This is a genomic window from Virgibacillus proomii (assembly GCF_018916875.1).
GTDB classification, from domain to species: domain Bacteria; phylum Bacillota; class Bacilli; order Bacillales; family Amphibacillaceae; genus Virgibacillus; species Virgibacillus proomii_B.
The window spans coordinates 1-20,089 of sequence record NZ_JAHLNO010000019.1; the positions used below are offsets into that span (position 1 = coordinate 1).

Consider the following 20,089-nt stretch of genomic DNA (forward strand, 5'->3'; position numbering starts at 1 on the left):
TTCATGTAAACTCTCCACTTCTTCCAGCTGTGCGAAAAGCAATAAATTAAGAAATGACGCTGTCGTTAATTTTTTCGTATAGTAATCTAATTTCATGGTTTTCACATTTTCTTCAAAAATCTTTAGATTTATGGATGAAAACCATTGTCCAAATGACGTTTTTGGTGTATTCTTGTCCATATGTTAGTCCTTTATTTTTTGGATTTGGACGGGTTACCACCTGACTATATCCATTATAAAGGACTTTTTCTTTGCAACATAGAAAATTAGCGAAGATTTCGCGTATTTTTAATATTTTGTTTTAATAAATGCAACGCTAGTGAATAAAAATATGAAACTTATTGTCAGCTTAAACGTATTTTTTACTGAAACATTTTATTGAGGAGTGGTAAATTGGAAATTTTATTTTTGCTCTTAATAGCTGCTTTAATTGTTTACTTAGGCATTGGTCTTTTTATACCAAGCCTAATAAATGTAAGTGAAGAGGATATTGGTGAAAATTTACAACAACTAAAGAAATACCAATGGTTCAAGAATTATCTTAGTAATGAAAAATACAAAAAATTAATTGTTCACAACAAAAATGTCCGTAAAACTATTGGTAGGTTTAAGCTTCATAAACTTGATAGAGAATCCTATTTAGTTAGGTGCCAAAAGAAAATGAACCAAATTTTAATTAAAGAGTTGAATAGTATCACCTAAGTAGTGGGTTTAAAAACATCATACCATTTTAATAATCGACCTCTTTTAAGGGGTCTTTTTTACACGATAGGAAAGTATTCCTGTAATAAAGCAAAATGAAGATTGAATAAAAAATACCCCCTTAGTATATACGAGGTGTACCATGACTATACGTGTAAAAAGATAAATCAAGTGGTGGAAATGGTAAAAGAACTTATTACACCAATTCCTGGGGTTAAAGAAATGACGGATATAAATGGAATAGGTGAAATAACAATCGCTTCATTCCTAGCACAAACTGGTGAACTAAATAAGTTTACACATCCAGAACAGCTCATTAAGTTAGCAGGGCTAAACTTAAAGTTAGCTACGACGGGTAAATGGAAAGGCAAAACAGTTAGGGTCATGCCCGATTGTATAAAAATTTGCCGCCTACTCCGTGCTTCCATTGTTATAGATGATTCCTCTAAAAATTAACGTTTTTACATTTTCATTAATACATGTGAAACGTTATGTCTCTACATTCTGTAATCGAAAATGCGGAATGTCACGTAACATCTTTTCTGGACTAAATGCTACTTGCTTCGTACCTACCGCAAACAAAATTCGTATCAACTTACAACATAATGCTATCAATGATTGCTTTTTCTTTAACGGATTTTCTTTTCTTGTGTAGGAAAGCATCGTCGGCTCCCACTTCATGGATAGACCGAACGAAGGAATGTATGCGCAATGACGCAGTGAGATGTGGGAGGGTTTGTCGCCATGAGTATTGTGGGAAAAAAAGGTGCAATTATAACATAACCGTTCCCATTTTTTAAAAGAAGAGAATGGCTTATTAAGTGCGCCCTTCTACAGAAAAAGTTGTTTAACATATCTATATCATGTTAATGATTCCAAATGAACAAATTGAAATTGTAAGTTAAACAGAGAAAATAAGAGTTTTCGTAAGAATATAGAGGGAGTATAAAACTTTAGGCTTTATAGTATAAGAAAAACGATAGATTTCCATAAAGACTTGGCTACAGGCCAAGTTTTTTGACCACTTTTTCTGGTTTTATATTCTGTGCGAAATAAGGAAGCTAACAAAATCAAACTTAGAGGATACTGTTCTTCTACTCAATTTTTAATAAACTTCTCCAGCAGCAAATATATCTACTAAGAACTTATCACTATAATCGACAATGTCAAATTTCCCGTCCTGTTGTATAATTTCTGTTTCCTTCCTGGTTTTGTCCCTAACTTATTTATCATAAAATCGTATTTTGACAAGGCATACTCATTAGCTTTATCACTGTCATGTTCTTTTAAGATATAAAACAGCCATATAATAGATAAACTTATATTAAAAATCAAATATCAAATGAGTTTCTTATGTTTTCAACAAAACCAATATTTTAGCCTAATATTTTCATGATTTTTCTTGTAGGTAGAGTTCGTTCGCTTCGGTTTTCTTACCGAAATTATGCCGGATTTTGCTTAAAATACTTCTATGTTTTTATAAAGTTGGCGATCTAAAGCAGGCTTTGGAACAGTTTTAAAATAAGAAATCTCTAAAGCAGATAGGAGTGAAGCGGGGTGCAAGGATGGAGTGTTCTTTACATGAACCACTTTTTAAAGAGGGAAGTGGTTCTTTTTTGCTCTTTCTATTAAATAGAATCAAATAAATGTAATAGTCAGACAAAAAAATAAATAAATCAAATATGGATCGCTAAATAAATCTTGAGTCGCTGTTGCTTAGCATGGTTTCTAAGTAATTCATATAATGATTATAAAAAAGAATGGACTTATTGCAGGGTACTTGAAAATGAAGAAGATATAGGATGGATGTCTTATGATCTTATAAAATATAGCTTCATAGTGAAGGGAGTCTTTGCATATCTAAGCTAGAGATTAGCCTTTCTCTTGTGTTTCCTTGTTCATAAACTCCCAAAATCGAACTAACTTATCAATGTTTTCAACTGGGTTCTTGCTCAACTCACTTAACAGCTGTTTTTCTTTCAATTGCTTTACTGTTACTAATTCGGCATCTGTTAATGTAAAGTCATCCGTGATTTTATACCTGATAGGATGTTTTGGCTCATTAATCAATCCTATTAAATAGTCTGCTGATACATTCAGTTTCTTGGCTAATAGTCTTACTGTTTCCAGCGGTGGTTCATTTCTTCCTTGTTCATAGTAACCATACGCACTAGCAGTAATATTTAGTTCTTTAGCAAGATCCTTTTGGCTATAGCCAGCTTCAACTCGTACATCAGTTAATCGTTTACTAAAACTGTACACAGACTTTCTCCTCTTTTCTACTATTCTTAGCAAAATTATACAATCATAAATTGTAAATAACAGTAAAAACAACAAAAAATTATATATTGGTTTACAAACAACAAAATGTTGTGTATAATGAAAAAAAATAATGGGAGTGATCATCTGTGTAATTTTACAATGCAGTAATTACAAGAAGTAAATTAGGCTAAATTTTTGCTGGAAATAGAAAGACTAATAGGGAATTATATTATGCAAAGGTACTAGTTTCAGGGGGAAATCGAAAATAATTGTTATGAATAAGCTTTGAGGATGGGAGTACATATCTTAATTGTTCGCAAATATTCTTGTTCATGTCGATTTAAGAGTATGCATTCCACATTTAACCGATGTGTCGTGATGAAGTGAAATGTGTAAGTTATGATAGTTATTATTCCGTCCTATTTTGTGCAACAAACTATAGATGGCTACCATAATAACTTGGTTGATTTGATCACAAATGAATAAATCCATTTAGTTGATTCAATTGATTCATATAAAAACGCTGAGTTTATTTTGATATTAAAAAGATAGAACCGAGTTATGTCGATTATGTTTGAATATTAGGAATGCATTCTTATATCGTAAATGCGTCTAATGTTCCTCTCCAGGTATCCCCGAAGGTAATAGTAAAGAGGGGAGATGAGTTTATTACGAATAAAGATGGTATTTAGTATACGGATGATTATAAAATTCTTTGGTATTTATCCCGCATGTAAGGTGCCGTAAGCCTCCCACATAAGATCCTGAGTTGGTACAAAAAGGTCTAAGTGGTAGAAAACGGCACCTAAATGCCCGATTCGTTCAACTAACATTCCGTGTAAAAAGTGTTCCACGGAATGAAGTTTCACTTTATCCCGCATGTAAGGTGCCGTAAGCCTCTCCCACTTCAATACCTGAGTTGATACAACAGGGTCAAAGTGGGATAAACGGCACCTAAATGCCAGATTCGTTTAACTAATAATTCTTGGGAAAAAGCATTCCAAGAAATGAAGTTTCACTTTATCAATCTTCTGTAGACAAACCATAATACATCCATGTGACGATGCAACTATTGAATTTAGTAGTTTTTAATAAAAAAGAAACCGAATACTAACGCCGAATCTGTTAACGAAATGATTCGATTCTAAGAATTAATCTTGTCCGTTATGAAATGAGGTGAAGGAATGAGTGATTGCGTTTTAGACGAATCCGTTATTTTGACGGATATTGAAGCCAAGACGAAAGAACAAGCATTGGAAACAGTTGCCCAAAATCTAGTCGATCAAAACCTAGTTAAAAAAAGTTTTATTCCTGCAATTATTCAAAGGGAAGCAGAATACCCAACCGGTCTCCCTACAAATGGCGTGTCAGTAGCTATACCGCATACAGATGTTAAACATGTCAAAACGAAGACAATAAGTCTTGCTATTTTAAAGCATCCAGTTGATTTTTTTATTATGGGGGATGGAAATAACACAACACCAGTTCAATTAATTTTTATGTTAGCAATGAATGAACCCAATTCTCAATTATCTTTACTACAAAAATTAATGCAAATCTTTCAAGATGAAAAAACATTAACGTATATCGTAAATCAAAAAAATAAAACGGATATAAAAAATCTGTTAAAAAAGAAGCTAGGTATTACTTAAAAGGGGTGATTTTAGTGGCAAAAAAGACTGTGCTAGTAGCATGTGGAGCCGGGATTGCAACTTCTACAGTGGTAAATGGTGCAATTGAGGAAATTGCTAGGAAAAATAATATAGATGTAAACCTGATTCAAATTAAAATTGCAGAAGTTGAATCGTACTTAGATACAGCAGATCTGTTGGTAACAACTGCAATGACGAAAAAAGAGTATCCGTTTCCAGTAATTAATGCACGCTCATTTTTAACTGGTATTGGTACAGAAGAGACGAGAAAACAAATATTAGATGAACTTGAAAAATAATACTACGAATGGGGTTCTCGGACTTCGTATAGAGCCGAGAAATCCTTTATCCCGCATGTAAGGTGCCGTAAGCCTCCCATATTAAGATCCTGAGTTGGTACAAAAAGGTCTAAGAGGTAGAAAACGGCACCTAAATGCCCGATTCGTTCAACTAACATTCCGTGTAAAAAGCGTTCCACGGAATGAAGTTTCACTTTATATCTTAGTGAGTTAAAGGAGGTTAAATAATTGGAATCGTTTGTTGACTTTATTCAAAGCTTTCTAGGATTAGGTGCGACAGTAATTTTACCTGTAGCAATTTTTATATTAGGAGTTTTTTTCGGTCAGAAGGTGGGTAAAGCATTTCGTTCGGCTTTAACAATTGGTGTAGCATTTGTAGGAATATTTTTAGTTATTGATTTGTTGACGCTTAATCTTGGACCGGCTGCACAGGGAATGGTAAATCGATTAAACGTAGAATTGAATGTAATTGATGTAGGTTGGCCAGCTACTTCTTCCATAGCATGGGCATCAGTTGTAGCAGCTTTTATTATTCCACTAGGATTGATTGTCAATGCAATCATGTTATTTACGAAAACAACGAAAGTAATGAATGTGGATGTTTGGAATTATTGGCATTATACATTTGCGGCTGCAGTAGTGTATACAATATCTGGAAGTGTTATCCAAGGTTTAATTGCAGCTGTCCTATTTCAAATCGTTTGTTTAAAGGTTGCTGACTGGACAACACCAATGGTGAGAGACTTTTATGAAATGCCAGGAGTATCGGTTGCTACTGGTAGTACCATTTCATATGCACCATTTATCTTTTTAGTAAAATTTATCCGGAAAATTCCTGGATTAAAGAATTTACATGCCGATCCAGATTCTATTCAAAAGCGTTTTGGGGTTTTCGGAGATTCCATGGTTGTTGGTTTATTTCTTGGTATAATAATCGGTTTACTTGCTGGTTATAGTATTGGTGAAGTTATTGAAATCGGTATGTCTATGGCTGCAGTTATGATTTTGATGCCACGAATGGTAAAAATTTTAATGGAGGGTCTAATGCCTGTTTCAGAATCAGCTCGTACCTGGTTAAATAATCGATTTGGAGAAAGTGACATTACGATTGGTTTGGATGCAGCTGTATTATTGGGACATCCATCTGTAATTGCTACAGCTCTTATTTTAACACCTGTTACTGTATTAATTGCTGTAATTTTGCCTGGTAACAATGTACTCCCATTCGGTGACTTGGCAACTATTCCATTTATCGTTGCTTTTATTGTAGGTGCTGCTAGAGGTAATATTATTCACTCTATTATTGTAGGAACAGTTATGATTGCGCTATCACTTTATATGGCTACAGATATCGCACCGGTATTTACCGATATGGCGATGAGTGCAGAAATTAAGCTGCCAGAAGGATCTGCAAAGGTTTCTAGTATTGACCAAGGAGGCAATCTATTAAATTGGTTGATTTGGAGATTTTTCGAGTTATTTAATTAAAGTTAGGCCTAAAAAATACATTTAAAAGTAAGGAATTTGGATACCATTAGATGTAATGGTATTGATGTATTGTATGGGTTGTTAAAAATCTTTATAAGGTGTTTAAGAAATTCTAAAAACGGGGGAATTGAAGATATTTAACCGCGGACAGAAGGAGGGCAAATCAATGAAATCACTAGTTAAAACAGAATTAGGATTTGGTAATCTCGAAATTCAGGATAAGAAAGAGCCAATTCCTGGAAAAGATCAAGTGAAAATTAAAATTAAATATGCTGGTATTTGTGGATCTGATATCCATACTTATGAAGGACATTATAAAGTTCAAGTACCAGTTACTTTAGGTCATGAATTTTCCGGTGAAGTTGTAGAAGTTGGTGACAATGTAACTGAATTTAAAGTGGGTGACCGAGTAACTTCTGAAACTACTTTTTATATCTGTGGTGAATGTAAATATTGTGGGGCAGGGGATTATAATCTTTGTGATCACCGAAAAGGGTTAGGAACTCATCAAGATGGTGGATTTGCTAAATATTTAATTGCTAGAAAAGAAAGTGTCCACTCTCTTCCAGAGAACGTAGACTATAAATCAGCCGCCATGACTGAACCACTAGCATGTACTTATCATGCCGTCTCAAAAACAAAAATCAATGAGGAAGATGTTGTTGTTGTTATCGGGCCTGGTCCAATTGGTTTATTGACAGCACAAGTAGTAAAGAGCTTTGGTGCCAAGGTAATTATTACTGGACTAACAAATGATAAAATTCGTCTGGATAAAGCAAAAGAACTTGGGGTTGATATTACGATAGATTCACAAAAAAGCAATGTTCAAAAAGTTGTTAATAAATTTACAAATGGATATGGAGCAGATGTGGTGTTTGAATGTTCAGGAACAGTACCTGCTGCAAAACAAGGTTTAGATGTATTACGAAAAAAAGGTAATTATGTCCAAGTAGGAATATTTTCTCAACCAGCAGTACCGTTTGACTTAGAAAAAGTCATTCAAAATGAGATACGTGTAGTGGGAAGCAGAAGTCAAAATTCAGCTGATTGGGAGCCTGCTTTAGCCTTGATGAATGAAGGGAAAGTAAATGCTAAAGCTCTAGTAACTCATGAATTTGATATTACACAATGGGATGAAGCATACCAAGTAATCAAGAGTGGAGAAGCTATTAAAGTATTGTTAGTTCCGGCAGAATAACCAAATAGAAAGGATGTTTTTAAATGAATAAACAAGATTTGATTTCTCTGATTGATTATACATTATTGAACCCAATCGCAACGAGAAAATGTATTAAAATATTTTGCGAGGAAGCTATTGAGTATGGTTTTAATACCGTTTTTGTTAATCCTTACTATGTTTCATATGCACATAGTCTTTTATCTCCACACCATATTAAAGTTGGAATCCCAATAGGGTTTTCATTAGGAGGAGCAGTAACTCGTGTCAAAGTAGAAGAAGCAAAACAAGGGATTAAAAATGGTGCTGAAGAAATAGATATGCTTATTAATATTGGAGCCCTTAAATCTGGCGAATTTGATGTTGTGAAAAACGATATTGAAGAAGTGGTTAAAGTTGCTAACGGATTGACGACTAAAGTGATTATTGAAACAGCGTTACTAACAGAGAAAGAAAAAATTATAGTAACGGAATTAATCATGGAAGCAGGGGCAGACTTTGTGAAAACGTCTACGGGATTTAATGGTGGTGGTGCAACGATTGAAGATGTGCAGTTACTTCGCTCAATTGCAAAAGACAAAATTGGTGTCAAAGCTGCTGGAGGAGTGAAAACTTATCAGGATGCTGTTCAAATGGTAAAAGCTGGTGCAAATCGTATTGGCTCTAGCAGTGCAATAGTAATGATTAATCATGACGCTTATTAAAAAATCAATATAGTCTATAGGTAAAACTTTAGTTACTATCGATAAGGGAGAAAAATCATGATAGATATTTTTTTAGATTTTATGTTAGGGTCTTTTAGAGTAATTAGCCAATTTTATTTTGAAAATCAACTAGTTTTCAACACGATCGTGATCGGTCTTGCAGCATATAACCTATTCTTTAATAGAAGCAGAAATGTACAAAGTGACTCAAAAAACTAAATAACAGCAAATAGCCAAATAAGGGGGCGTTTATCGTGAGAGCTTTGAACTTATATGGAGAAAAAGATATTCGTTTTGAAGAAAACACTCCCAAGCCAACTATAAAGAATAGAGAGGATGTTATTATTAAGGTGAAATCAGTAGGGATTTGTGGATCTGATCTATCTAGATTCACCAAATTAGGTCCCTATATAAAAGGAATGACATTTGGTCATGAGTTTGCGGGGGAAGTTGTAGAAGTTGGTGAAGATGTAACACTCGTAAAAGTAGGAGATCGAGTTGCAGGTTGTCCTGCGTTTGTTTGTAGGAAATGTGAAAGTTGTCTTAAGGGAGAACCTGCACGTTGTGAAAAGTTAGCTGTTATTGGTGCATTTCATCCGGGAGCCTATGCTGAATATACGAAACTACCAGAAAGTCATGTTTTAAAATTGCCAGATAATGTAGGCTATGATACAGCAGCAATGGTAGAGCCATCTGCAGTTGTTGCACACGGATTTTACCAAACTAGCATTCAGGCTGGGGCTGAAATAGCTATTATGGGGGTTGGTAGTATTGGATTATTAGCTGTACAATGGGCGAAGATCTTTGGTGCAAAAAAAATATATGCCATTGATATAGACAATAAAAAATTAGCTATTGCCAAAAAGCTTGGTGCTGATGTGATTATTAATTCCAGAGAAAAACCTGCATATAAACAAATAATGGAACATACGAATGGGAGAGGGGTAGATTTAGCCGTAGAGTCTGCAGGATCACCTGTTACTTCTCAACAGGTTCTCGCATTACCATGTAAAGGCGGAGAAGTAGTATTTATGGGGATACCATATGCAAATATCAGTATGGAACGTTTTTATTTTGAAAAAATTGTTCGCAATGAATTGACTATTTATGGTTCATGGAATGCGGTATCTTCTCCGTTTCCAGGTAAAGAATGGGATGCAACCATACATTATATGAGTAAGGGTCTAATAAGATCGGAATCCATGATATCACATACCTTTTCATTAGCTGAGGGGCCAGAAGTATTTCAAAAAATAGTAAATAATCAAATCGATTCAGTTAAAGTGTTATTTCATCCCGAAATAATAGAAAAAACAGGAGGATTAACCAGAGAGACAATAATCATATAAATATATTAAAAAGGTAAGACAGCAGTTTTTAGTAATTTTATGCCATTTTACATTGAAAAAAGATTCCATTAATCGCACAGGCTCATTCAAATAACGTCTGAGCCTGCTTTTTCATTGCTTCCCGTCAGAAATTCTGCCGTTTGTACGTCACTAACGGATCGCTTTTGTTCTACTATAGGAAAGTATCAAACTTTAGGCTTTATAGTATAAGAAAAACTACAGCTTTCGCTAAAGACTTGGCGACAAGCCAAGTTTTTCTAACAAACTTACTCTTGTTTAGAAATTTTTGCATGAACAACGAAACGCCCTTCATCAGGATCCAGTGTATAATCACAAGTCGACAGTGTAATTATCGTATCATTCTCATTCACTTTTACATCTGATTTGAAGATTGATTTATCTTGAATTTCCTCAACTAATTGTTTGTACTCATCCTGGGTAGCAAAATCAGTTTGAATATAATCAAAGTCCGTTGTAGTATGGTAGACAGAAAATACTTCTGCATCATAGCTGTTATATATCGTATCAAAAAATACGTTACGGTGGTTTGTAAAAAAATCTTTGTCCGTATACTTTCTTAAATTATGAAACATTGTTCCATCCTTCATGTTATGTCCATATAAAATAATATTACGATTATATGAAGCTACATTATTACGATAATCCATAAAAATACTACCAGCTCTTGAGTTTTCCTCTTTATAATTTCGATATAAATAATGCTCATTATTGTCAGCTTGCAAAATAGGGTAATTGATTTTTGTTTTATCTATCGTAAGCCAACCGACAATATCCGAATTAATTTTGTGTAATTCTTTAAATTGCTTTCGTATTTCACCTTTCTCAGCTGATGTTTCTGAACGATTTGTATGTGTCGCATATATATCCTGCACATCAGCGAGTACTTGCCGATTATGATAGTAATCTAATCCTAAGGATCCTAATTCATACGCTGAATATATAAACACCCCAATACAAATAGTTATCACCACATTAGAAAGCCATTTTCGGATTTTTTTACCACTCATTTTATCACCCCAAGTTGAACCTTAAATCCCAATTGGAATTGTATAAAGCCCTGTATCTTCATCTTCTTTTACAAGAACGTTTATCCCATAGACTTTTTTCATAAGCTCATTTGTAATTACTTGTTTTGGAGCACCTTTTCTTACTATTTGACCATCCTTCATAGCAATGATAATGTCACTATATCGAATAGCCTGATTGATGTCATGGAGTACCATTACAATAGTTATGCCTAACTCTGTATTCAATTCTTTAATCAGTTCTAATAACTCATATTGATAATAGATATCCAAATAAGTTGTCGGTTCATCTAAATATAGAAAAGGTGTATGTTGGGCTAAGGTTAGGGCAATCCAAACTCGTTGTTGCTCTCCACCAGATAAGGTATGGAGATGATGGTTTCTTTTTGCAAATAAGTTAGTCTTGTTAAGAGCCCATTCAATTGCTTTAGCATCTGCTTTTTTATCTTGAGAAAAAAACGACCGATAAGGTAACCTGCCATAACTAATTAGTTTTTCTACCGTCATATCAGCTGGAGCACTGTTTTTTTGATGAACAACTGCTACTTTTTTAGCGAATTCCTTTGGCTTAAAATCAACTAATCGTTTACCGTCTAATTGTACGCTTCCTTTGTAAGGTGTATAGTGTTTGGACAATACTCCAAGTAGTGTTGACTTTCCGCTGCCATTCGGACCAATGATCGTAGTTATTTTACCAAGATCAATTTCTCCGCTTATATTAATTAGATGATTGTTTTTATGGTCGTAAGAAAACGTAATATCTTTAAGTTCCATAAATTCGATCACTCTTCCTTAGTAAAAATATGAGAAATGGCCCGCCGATTAATGCCATAATAATTGAGGCAGGAATTTCATTCGGTGCAATGATGATTCTTCCTAACGTATCAGATAATAAAATTAACAAAGCCCCTAGAATTGCTGTAAAGGGGATAAGAACTTTATGATCCGTCCCTACTAAAATGCGCCCAATATGTGGTACAAGTAAGCCGACAAATAAGAACAAGCCAGCTGTTGCCGTTGCAATGCCTGCTAACAAAACAGCAATTGATGAAATAACAAAACGAGCAACATTTACATTTAACCCTAAGCTTTTAACGGTTTTATCTTCTAATGCTAAATAATTACACCAAGCAAATACCAAAAACGCCAAGATTAACCCGATCGTACCGTAAACCACGATGATTTCAACATCTGCCCATTTCTTCATAGATAACGTGGAGGTTGTTACTTCTTGCACCATGGAAGAGGTATAGCTCCCACGATAGTTAAAGGTTTGGCTTAAACTTGTAAAAATGGCATGAATAGCTACCCCGATTAAAATCATGCGCAATGGATTCAATCCCGACTTCCAAGAAAATGAATAAACTAGGAAAAAGGCTATCGAGCCACCTAAAAAGGCAAATAACGGGGTATAAAAGAATAATGTTGGAAAAAAACTTACCATTAACATACTCATGAATCCTGCACCAGATGATACACCAATAATCCCAGGTTCAGCTAAAGGATTTCTCATAACTGCCTGTATAAGTACACCAGAAACAGATAGTGCTGCTCCGGCAAATATAGCAATAATTATTCTTGGTAGACGCAGATCTTTGATGACCTCGACATTGTCATTTGTTCCAGATATCAACCCTTGAATAAGCTCCACCAAGGATACGTGAATACTTCCTGTAGTTGCAGAGAACACGATTACGAGGCTTAATAATAAAATAATTGTAATAAAGCTAATGATTCGCTTATTCACCATTGACACCCTTTTCTATCTCGTTACTTTTATTTTCCTCTGGATACAACATGCCAAATAATGCATCTAATGCTTGGGGAGCAGCCAGATTAGCTGTTGTACCGAAAAGAAGTTCCTCTAAGTCGTACACCCGGTCATTTTTTACTGCGTCAAAATGCTTCCAAATATCATTTTTCTTAAATTCTTTATCAAACATCTTAACTACTTCATCAGGCATACCGTGCGCTGCGCGTAAAATAATATCCGGGTTTGCCTGTTGTAAAAATTCCGTATTGGAAGCTAGGTATTCGACCTTTTCTCCTGAAAACACGTTGACTCCACCGGATATTTCTACCAAATTTCCGATATAAGAGCGGTCAGTTGCTACTAAATAACTACCTGGTACTCCCATTAAAATAAGGACACGTGGAGGTTTCTTCCCTTGAATTTTTTTATTAATTTCAGCTACCTTATCTTCAAAAGTTTGTACGATTTTTTCTGCTTCTTCTTCGCGATTATATTCTTTACCAAGATTGTTTATCTCTTTATGCATATTTTCTATACTTTGTAAATTGACATATCGGGTATCAATGCCTGCATCATCAAATACAGACTCTAAATCGTATTTTAGTGTTGTTACAGACATTACTTCTTTGGGGTTTAACGACATAATTCGTTCCATATCAGGACTCATCGGATTCCCTACTTCTGTTACGCCGTTATATCTCTTTGGTAAATCTTTATAGCTTGTTGGTATTCCAATTAAGTCCAGTTTAAGTGCATCCATTATTTCTGTAACGGCAACTGTAGTAGCAACGATACGATTATTTTCAGGGTCACTAGCTTCTCTTACAGTAGTTTTTCCATTTCCTTCTCCTGAGCAACCAGCTAATCCAATGATTACTGTAATCAAAAGAAATATGAATAGCTTTTTCATTAGCATCATGGCCCCCTTATCGTAAAAATTGTAAAGTAGGAGTCTTGTTACGTGTGCAACAAGACTCCAATAACAGTTATTAAATCATCGAACGTATTTTTTTACGTAATTTAATCACTATAGGGATTAAAGAACCTAATAATAAACTAGAAAATAAAACAAGTTTAGCTGTATCGCTTGTAGTTGGATTGTTGGTTTGTTTTCCCGTTTCTTTAGTAGTGGCTAGATTCTGTTTATCACCGCGGTCTTCATTACGGTCAAAGCTTGGTCCTTGTTCTTCTCTATTCTCTTGTTTTTTAGAAGGCAGTTTAGTCGCATCTGTAATTTTCTTCTGAGGGTAGGACTCTCCCTCTTTAAGCAATTTGATGGAGTTAGGATCAAATTGGAATTGAATATCATATTCATGGTGATAATTTAAATCAGGAATATCAACCTTTACCCAAGCATCTAATTTGGTAAATAAATCTTCTACTGTAAATTCCACGACACGAGTATCTGCTTTAGAATCATGACTTAATACTTTTGGATCTACTAGCTTTCCTTCGTGATATACTTTAAAATCTGTAATCCATGAGCTGTTTTTTAAGGTAATAGCAATCTTTTTTTCTCCATTTTTTACTTTTAAATGACCTGGACTGACGACATAATCATTCATAACAGATACTTGATTGGTATTATTTTTTAATACTTTATAAGCAATCGAATACATGCCATCTTTCAAGTTTTTTGGATCGATCTTTTTATTCGATTCTGTTGGCCGTTTCGTCTGCTTTTTTGGTTCTTTATTTGAATTTTCCGACTGATCAGTTGGAACTTCTGGCTTTTTATTTAGATTCTTATTTGGGTCTGTCTGATCTTTATCGGGTTGTTTGACTTCTACTTCTTTTAAACTATTTTGATTAAACGACAGTCTAAGTGGTTGATCTCCTTGGTGCGATCCGACCTTGTATTGTACGTTTGCATTCATGATAGTTGCTAGATGATTCAACTCATACGTAACTTTTCTCCAATTTTCGGCTTCATTTATATTTTCTTTTACCGGTTCCTTTCCATCTACTTGGAAGCCCGTAATTGTTCGATGATCATTTAAGGTGAGGGTAAGGTGAGTTTTTCCATCTTTTACAAATAAGGAAGCTGTCTTATCAATATATCTTGACATGCCGGACGGCTTGTCCTCTTTAGCATGTAATGATGCAACTTCGATCGTATAATTGCCGTCATCTACTTCTATAATAGCTGGAGTACTCTTGTCCTTACTAGGCTCCTCTGGTGTTGGTTTTTCCGGATCGGCTGGTTTTTCTACCAACGGAATATTGGACGGATCGAATTTAAAGCGAATATTATACTTGTTATCATATTCAAAGCCGGGGATTCCCGTAACGATGATATGGACTTTAGCATTTACCATTTCTTCAAGGTTAGGAACATCGAATTGGACAAGGCGAGTATTTTCTTCTTTATTTTCACTAATCACTGACACATCCATAAATTTTCCGTTATTTTCGACTTTAAAATATTGCCACCAAGAACTGTTTTTCAATGTTGTCTGAACAGTATATTTCCCATCTTGAACAATCAACTTGGCTGGTTTTTGTAAATAATCATCGGCTACAGAAGTGTTATCTTCATTTTCCTTCCAGACAACAAACGGTAATTCATACTCGCCATCTGCGAATACTTTTTCATTTGACTCGGCCGCTGCAACTGGTGATAAGGTCGGTGTAACAGTCATAAGCATTAAGAATGCCATTAAAAGTATAGAGCCTAACTTTTTCATTTCCTTCTCCCTCTTTCTATTCCCAATTTTATTTAACTGCGAATTTTCTTATCATGATGAACCCGGAAGCGATTAAAGCAACTACAAATAAAATGATTGGTGTTTCGTCAGATGTTTTTGGGTTTTTTTCGGCTTTTTGTTTTGTTCCAACATTCTGGTTATTATCCGACTTTTCTTTCTTTGCCGACACGTTATCGACTTTATCTTCGTTTGTACTTGTTTCTTGGTTTTGACTAGCTACTAAACCGGATGTATCAAATTGGAAACGGACTTTATATTTATTGTCATAATCAATATCGGGTACAATAACATGTATGTTCGCGATAACAATCTGATCCAAATCCGGAACTTCAAATTGTACAACTCTTGTATCGTTACCTTCACTTACTACAGTTACTGGTTTGGATTGGACATGGAATGATTGCCACCAAGAACTATTCTTTAAAGTAATCTGCACTAAATTTTCACCGTTTTTAACAATGAGCTTGGCAGGGGAAACTAGATAATCATTTGTCATGGATCTTTCATCCGTATCCCCTTTTAAAACAGTAAAAGGTAGATTATATTCTCCTTCAGCATACGGTGAAGCTGCATTTACATGATTAACATGAAATGAGAAAAATGTTATTAGTATGATAAAAAACGGAATAATTATTTTTTTCAACTTGAATTCTCCTTCTTTTTCTTATTTGTTTTTCGAATCATATATATAATCACAAATGCAAGAATCATTAAGAAAACCATGAAGATAATGATGAAATTACTGATTTTCGTTTCACTTTCTTTGGATTTTTTAGTGGTTTTTTGTTCTTTTGTTGTTTCGAAGTCTTTCTCTTTTATTTCCAACGTATCTATTGCTTGTTGATCTAACTTTTCTAAGCTATTTAAATCAAAATTAAAACGTACTGTATACCGGTGGTCATAAACTGGTTCCATCGATTCAATCAATACATGCATTTTAAACTCAATGGGTTCCGTTAAATCTCGATCTACCTTAAACTGAACAACTCTGGTATTTTCTTTTTTATCTTCCCGGATTACTTTCACATCGACAAATGAATCTCCTATAGGTGCCTGTAATTCTTTCGTCCATTCACTATGATTTAACGTAAACCGTATATAGTGCTCACCATTATGTACAATGTATATTGCAGGCTTTTCAAAATAATCATTAGCAATTGATACGGAGTCTGTTTCTGCATGTAATATTACATAATCCAGTGAATATACTCCTTCTTCCACATTTGGTAACTTAGCTTTTGCATCGCTACTTTTAACTGGATACCAAACATAGGTGAGAGCATAAAGGAATAGTAAAGTAATAACTGAGATTTTATGGCGATGTTTCTCCAATTACTAACCCCCAATCGTCATAGATATTGATTCTCATTATCAATTAGATGTAAAATAAAAAGAAGTTCCGATAACTTCCTAACTCTAAAATATATGCTTTAAATCAGTAATTTTCTTTTCCCACCCCCCTTATTAATAATGAGAATCATTTTCATCTACTTTTCATCTATTACCATAGCAAATAAAAATAGAATGTCAACTATAATTTTATTTTATTTGTAAAATTCCTTATTTTTTATTGACAATGATAATCGTTATCACTATAATAAGCATTAATTGAGAATTAATATCATTTAAATATTAGGAGTGTAATGTATGCGGCAATATAGATTCATTATTTTATGCATCTTCCTATTGATTCTCGTTGGATGTAGTAATCAGGATGGGATAACAGCAAAGAATGAAACAGAACCAAAGGAAGATACTTTTTCCATTACAGATTTTGCTGATCGAACTATTGATTTCGAAACAACTCCTGAAAAAATTGTGGCATTAAGTCATGGAGACGTAGACATTATCTATGCATTAGGAAACGAAGTGGTCGGTCGACCATCTGGAGAGACGTCTGTCAAAGAAGCAAAAAATGCTCTTGAAGTAGGTTCTACTCACAGTATGGATATAGAAAAGATTACTTCGCTCGAACCTGATGTTGTATTAGGTAATCATCCAATGAATACAAAGGATGTGCAAGCAATAGAAAATATGGGAGCAGACATGGTACTGAGTCATGCTAATTCTGTTAAAGACATTCAAAAGCAAATTTCACTTTTTGGTCAGTTATTGAATAAAGAAAACGAAGCGCAACAACTCATACATAAGATAGACGATAAATTAACAGCATTACAAAAATCGAAGGTCAAAAGTAAACCAAGAGTACTATTAGTTTATGGTGCACCTGGAACCAATATGGTAGCATTACCAAATTCACTGGGCGGGAATATTTTAGAATTAGCAGGGGGATTAAATATAGCTAGCGATTATCCAAGCTTAGAAATGTATCCCCAATATGCTCAATTAAACGCTGAAAGAATTATTGAAGCCAATCCACAAATGATTTTAATAATGACTCATGGTGATCCTGAAAAAGTGAAAAAGAGTTTAGTTAAAGATATGTCACAAACAGCTGGTTGGGATGAACTGGAAGCTGTAAAAAATAATCGCGTAATTATTCTGCCTTCAGATCTGTTTGGAACAAATCCCGGGACAAAAGTGATTGATGCATTAGATTATCTTCATGAATTAATCAAAGATGTGAAGAAGGAATAAACGATGTCAGTAAAAAGAAGAAGTATACGCAGAAAATATCTAGCTATTATTTCTCCAATACTTTTATTACTTGTAATCTTTTATGGTATAACGTATGGACCTGTTCCAATCACTTTGTCTGAAACATGGACTGCATTATTTTCAGATGGAAATACATTTCAGAAAAAAATAATTATGGACATACGCTTACCTAGAGTACTGCTAGGGTTGTTAGTAGGTGGATGTTTGGCAGCATCAGGCGCTTTATTACAAGGTGTTATGAAAAATCCGTTAGCTGATCCTGGAATTATTGGTGTATCATCAGGAGCTGGACTGGCAGCAATTATTACAATGGTACTTTTACCGGAATTTGGCTATTTATTACCATTAACGGCATTTATAGGGGCTTTGTTTACTTCACTAGTTATATATTTACTAGCATGGGATCAAGGAGCATCACCTGTCAAAATTATTTTAGCAGGAGTGGCTATAAATGCCTTATTAGGAGCAATAATGAATGGAATTATGGTTGTTTACAGTGACCGTGTTCAATCTGTATTGCCTTGGCTTTCCGGTGGATTAACAGGAAAGGGATGGTATCATTTAGAATTTATGGCACCTTATGCCATTATCAGTCTGTTAGCATCATTTTTGGCTATCAGACCTGCTAATCTTTTATTATTGGGTGATCATTCAGCTAAACTTTTGGGACAACGTGTGGAAATTCAACGTTTTTCGCTCATTATATTAGCTTCATTATTGGCAGGAGCAGCGGTTAGTGTTGCAGGTTTAGTTGGTTTTGTTGGGTTAGTAGTCCCACATATTATCCGGTTATTAATTGGCGATGATTACGCTTTTTTACTACCATTTAGTATTGTTTCCGGTGGGATCCTTGTTGTACTTGCTGATACGATTGCAAGGTCTTGGTTTGATCCAATTGAATTGCCAGTTGGAATATTACTAGCATGTTTAGGAGCACCATTCTTTTTATTTTTACTTAAGAAACGGAGAATATTGTAATGAATGCTATCCGTATGAATGAAATTAGATTAAATGTAAATGACTTTCAATTATCAAATATTTCTTTATCTATTCCAAACCGGGAAATCAGTACGATTGTAGGTCCCAATGGGTCTGGTAAGTCAACACTATTAAAAGTTATTAGCAAACTGCTAGTGGCAGACTATGGATCCGTATATATATACGAAAAAAATAGTCAGTCCTATAAGACTAGAGAATTCGCAAAAAAAATCACCATGCTACCACAAGCCAAAGACCATCTGCCTAATTTAACGGTTAAAGAGTTAATCTCATTCGGCAGATCTCCATATAAACGTTTTTTTAATAATCGATTATCGAAAGAAGACGAGGAAATCATTTATGAATCAATGAACATAACGAATACAGCCATCTATGAAAATCGTATGTTTTCTAGTTTATCGGGAGGGGAACAACAGAAGGTTCGTATTGCAATGGCTTTGGCACAACAAACAGAAATTTTATTATTAGATGAGCCGACTACTTATTTAGATATTGCCCATCAATTTGAAGTTATGGAGTTACTGCAATATATTAACGAAAGCTATAAGATGACAATTATTATGGTTTTACATGATTTGCAACAAGCTGCTACGTATAGTGATTATATGATTGCACTTAAAAACGGGAAGGTTGTAGATAAAGGGAAACCACAAGAAATATTAACAGAGGACTTTTTAACAAATGTTTATGAGATACATGCACGGATTATCTATGAAGATGGTTATCCATTGATTATACCTAAATTAAGGAGGAAACACCATGTATATCGTTACAAATAAAACAAAAATAAAAAAAGATGAAGGTTATCAGTTAGTCAATCGTTTTAATAAAGTTGGTAAAATTGAGACAATGGAAGGTTTTTTGGGTTTGGAAGTATTAGTGACAGATAAGCTAGATGATTATGATGAAGTAACTATTATGACGCGTTGGGATACAGAGGATTCCTTTAAAAAATGGCTGGAAAGTGATGCATTTAGGGAAGCGCATACCCATCGTGGTGGGAAACCGGATTATATTATTACCAATGAAATATCGTATTATGATGTAAAGATAGTCCGTAAGCCGATTGTTCCTGCATAATAATTTGAGAGACAAGAGGTATGCTTCAATTATTTTAGGTTTCATGAAAGATTTAGATACACATTTGTTGATTACCTATATTTTCACAAGCAACCCCCCTGTCTTGTGAATATGGTAAACATATATTTATAGAGATAAACAATTAGTACCCCCTCTCACTCTTTTCTTTAACAGATAATTGATGTTCTATATGGCATACACATTGAAATGTGTATGCCTGTTTTTTTACGCTAGAATAAAGTTATTCCATA

21 protein-coding genes and 1 pseudogene are annotated in these 20,089 nt (G+C 34.4%); 12 read left to right on the plus strand and 10 right to left on the minus strand.

The window, feature by feature from the left end; genetic code table 11:
- Positions 1 to 180: DUF4372 domain-containing protein (locus tag KQI21_RS07505; protein ID WP_216483603.1), on the minus strand; the 180-nt coding region annotated here is incomplete at its 3' end.
- Positions 181 to 393: 213 nt separating this feature from the next.
- Here KQI21_RS07505 and KQI21_RS07510 point away from each other — a divergent pair.
- Both KQI21_RS07510 and KQI21_RS07515 read left to right on the plus strand, forming a co-directional pair.
- Complete coding sequence (locus KQI21_RS07510; protein WP_216483604.1) at positions 394 to 702, plus strand: hypothetical protein; 309 nt, start codon at positions 394 to 396, stop codon at positions 700 to 702.
- A gap of 180 nt (positions 703 to 882) precedes the next feature.
- Complete coding sequence (locus tag KQI21_RS07515) at positions 883 to 1,158, plus strand: transposase (protein WP_216483605.1); 276 nt, start codon at positions 883 to 885, stop codon at positions 1,156 to 1,158.
- 33 nt (positions 1,159 to 1,191) lie between these two features.
- Here KQI21_RS07515 and KQI21_RS07520 read toward each other — a convergent pair.
- Together KQI21_RS07520 and KQI21_RS07525 are read right to left on the minus strand one after the other, a co-directional pair.
- Positions 1,192 to 1,353, minus strand: a pseudogene (locus tag KQI21_RS07520) (IS110 family transposase); the annotation flags it as partial.
- 1,221 nt (positions 1,354 to 2,574) lie between these two features.
- Positions 2,575 to 2,964, minus strand: a complete 390-nt coding sequence (locus KQI21_RS07525) for a helix-turn-helix domain-containing protein (protein WP_216483606.1) — start codon at positions 2,962 to 2,964, stop codon at positions 2,575 to 2,577.
- 1,184 nt (positions 2,965 to 4,148) lie between these two features.
- Here KQI21_RS07525 and KQI21_RS07530 point away from each other — a divergent pair.
- The 6 genes from KQI21_RS07530 to KQI21_RS07555 all read left to right on the plus strand — a co-directional run bounded on the left by KQI21_RS07530 (position 4,149) and on the right by KQI21_RS07555 (position 9,633).
- Positions 4,149 to 4,616 carry a PTS sugar transporter subunit IIA gene (locus KQI21_RS07530; protein ID WP_216483607.1) on the plus strand — a complete coding sequence of 156 codons (468 nt, stop codon included), beginning with the start codon at positions 4,149 to 4,151 and terminating at the stop codon, positions 4,614 to 4,616.
- Between the two features lie 14 nt (positions 4,617 to 4,630).
- Positions 4,631 to 4,915, plus strand: a complete 285-nt coding sequence (locus KQI21_RS07535; RefSeq protein ID WP_216483608.1) for a PTS sugar transporter subunit IIB — start codon at positions 4,631 to 4,633, stop codon at positions 4,913 to 4,915.
- 228 nt (positions 4,916 to 5,143) lie between these two features.
- Positions 5,144 to 6,403 (plus strand): galactitol-specific PTS transporter subunit IIC, encoded by a 1,260-nt coding sequence (locus KQI21_RS07540; protein ID WP_216483609.1) that lies wholly within the window; start codon positions 5,144 to 5,146, stop codon positions 6,401 to 6,403.
- A gap of 166 nt (positions 6,404 to 6,569) precedes the next feature.
- A complete protein-coding gene (locus KQI21_RS07545) occupies positions 6,570 to 7,601 on the plus strand; it encodes a zinc-binding dehydrogenase (protein ID WP_216483610.1) in 1,032 nt (343 codons plus the stop codon).
- 23 nt (positions 7,602 to 7,624) lie between these two features.
- The gene (deoC, locus tag KQI21_RS07550; protein WP_216483611.1) at positions 7,625 to 8,284 is read left to right on the plus strand and encodes a deoxyribose-phosphate aldolase; all 660 of its coding nucleotides are present in this window, start codon (positions 7,625 to 7,627) and stop codon (positions 8,282 to 8,284) included.
- Positions 8,285 to 8,538: 254 nt separating this feature from the next.
- A complete protein-coding gene (locus tag KQI21_RS07555) occupies positions 8,539 to 9,633 on the plus strand; it encodes a galactitol-1-phosphate 5-dehydrogenase (RefSeq protein WP_216483612.1) in 1,095 nt (364 codons plus the stop codon).
- Positions 9,634 to 9,899: 266 nt separating this feature from the next.
- Here KQI21_RS07555 and srtB read toward each other — a convergent pair whose 3' ends face one another.
- The 7 genes from srtB to KQI21_RS07590 form a co-directional block, all read right to left on the minus strand.
- On the minus strand, positions 9,900 to 10,661 hold the full coding sequence (srtB, locus tag KQI21_RS07560) for a class B sortase (RefSeq protein WP_216483613.1): 762 nt from the start codon (positions 10,659 to 10,661) through the stop codon (positions 9,900 to 9,902).
- Between the two features lie 21 nt (positions 10,662 to 10,682).
- Positions 10,683 to 11,453 (minus strand): ABC transporter ATP-binding protein, encoded by a 771-nt coding sequence (locus KQI21_RS07565; protein WP_216483614.1) that lies wholly within the window; start codon positions 11,451 to 11,453, stop codon positions 10,683 to 10,685.
- Positions 11,443 to 12,426, minus strand: coding sequence for a FecCD family ABC transporter permease (locus KQI21_RS07570; RefSeq protein WP_216483615.1), 984 nt, complete (start codon positions 12,424 to 12,426; stop codon positions 11,443 to 11,445). Before KQI21_RS07570 ends, KQI21_RS07565 begins: the two co-directional genes overlap by 11 nt.
- Positions 12,419 to 13,342, minus strand: a complete 924-nt coding sequence (gene isdE / locus KQI21_RS07575) for a heme ABC transporter substrate-binding protein IsdE (RefSeq protein WP_216483616.1) — start codon at positions 13,340 to 13,342, stop codon at positions 12,419 to 12,421. Before isdE ends, KQI21_RS07570 begins: the two co-directional genes overlap by 8 nt.
- A 79-nt stretch (positions 13,343 to 13,421) precedes the next feature.
- Complete coding sequence (locus tag KQI21_RS07580) at positions 13,422 to 15,119, minus strand: NEAT domain-containing protein (RefSeq protein WP_216483617.1); 1,698 nt, start codon at positions 15,117 to 15,119, stop codon at positions 13,422 to 13,424.
- 28 nt (positions 15,120 to 15,147) lie between these two features.
- Positions 15,148 to 15,783 carry a heme uptake protein IsdC gene (gene isdC, locus KQI21_RS07585; RefSeq protein WP_216483618.1) on the minus strand — a complete coding sequence of 212 codons (636 nt, stop codon included), beginning with the start codon at positions 15,781 to 15,783 and terminating at the stop codon, positions 15,148 to 15,150.
- Positions 15,780 to 16,472 (minus strand): NEAT domain-containing protein, encoded by a 693-nt coding sequence (locus tag KQI21_RS07590; RefSeq protein ID WP_216483619.1) that lies wholly within the window; start codon positions 16,470 to 16,472, stop codon positions 15,780 to 15,782. The genes isdC and KQI21_RS07590 overlap by 4 nt, the downstream gene beginning before the upstream one ends.
- Positions 16,473 to 16,787: 315 nt before the next feature.
- On the opposite strand from KQI21_RS07590, the gene KQI21_RS07595 reads away from it, so the two are divergent.
- From KQI21_RS07595 to isdG, 4 genes are read left to right on the plus strand one after another with little or no spacing between them, the layout of a single operon-like run.
- Positions 16,788 to 17,738, plus strand: coding sequence for an ABC transporter substrate-binding protein (locus KQI21_RS07595; RefSeq protein ID WP_216483620.1), 951 nt, complete (start codon positions 16,788 to 16,790; stop codon positions 17,736 to 17,738).
- A 3-nt stretch (positions 17,739 to 17,741) separates the two neighbouring features.
- The gene (locus KQI21_RS07600) at positions 17,742 to 18,737 is read left to right on the plus strand and encodes a FecCD family ABC transporter permease (RefSeq protein ID WP_216483621.1); all 996 of its coding nucleotides are present in this window, start codon (positions 17,742 to 17,744) and stop codon (positions 18,735 to 18,737) included.
- Positions 18,737 to 19,537 (plus strand): ABC transporter ATP-binding protein, encoded by an 801-nt coding sequence (locus tag KQI21_RS07605; protein ID WP_216483622.1) that lies wholly within the window; start codon positions 18,737 to 18,739, stop codon positions 19,535 to 19,537. Before KQI21_RS07600 ends, KQI21_RS07605 begins: the two co-directional genes overlap by 1 nt.
- The gene (gene isdG, locus KQI21_RS07610; protein ID WP_216483623.1) at positions 19,518 to 19,838 is read left to right on the plus strand and encodes a heme oxygenase; all 321 of its coding nucleotides are present in this window, start codon (positions 19,518 to 19,520) and stop codon (positions 19,836 to 19,838) included. Before KQI21_RS07605 ends, isdG begins: the two co-directional genes overlap by 20 nt.
- Positions 19,839 to 20,089 lie beyond the last annotated feature (251 nt).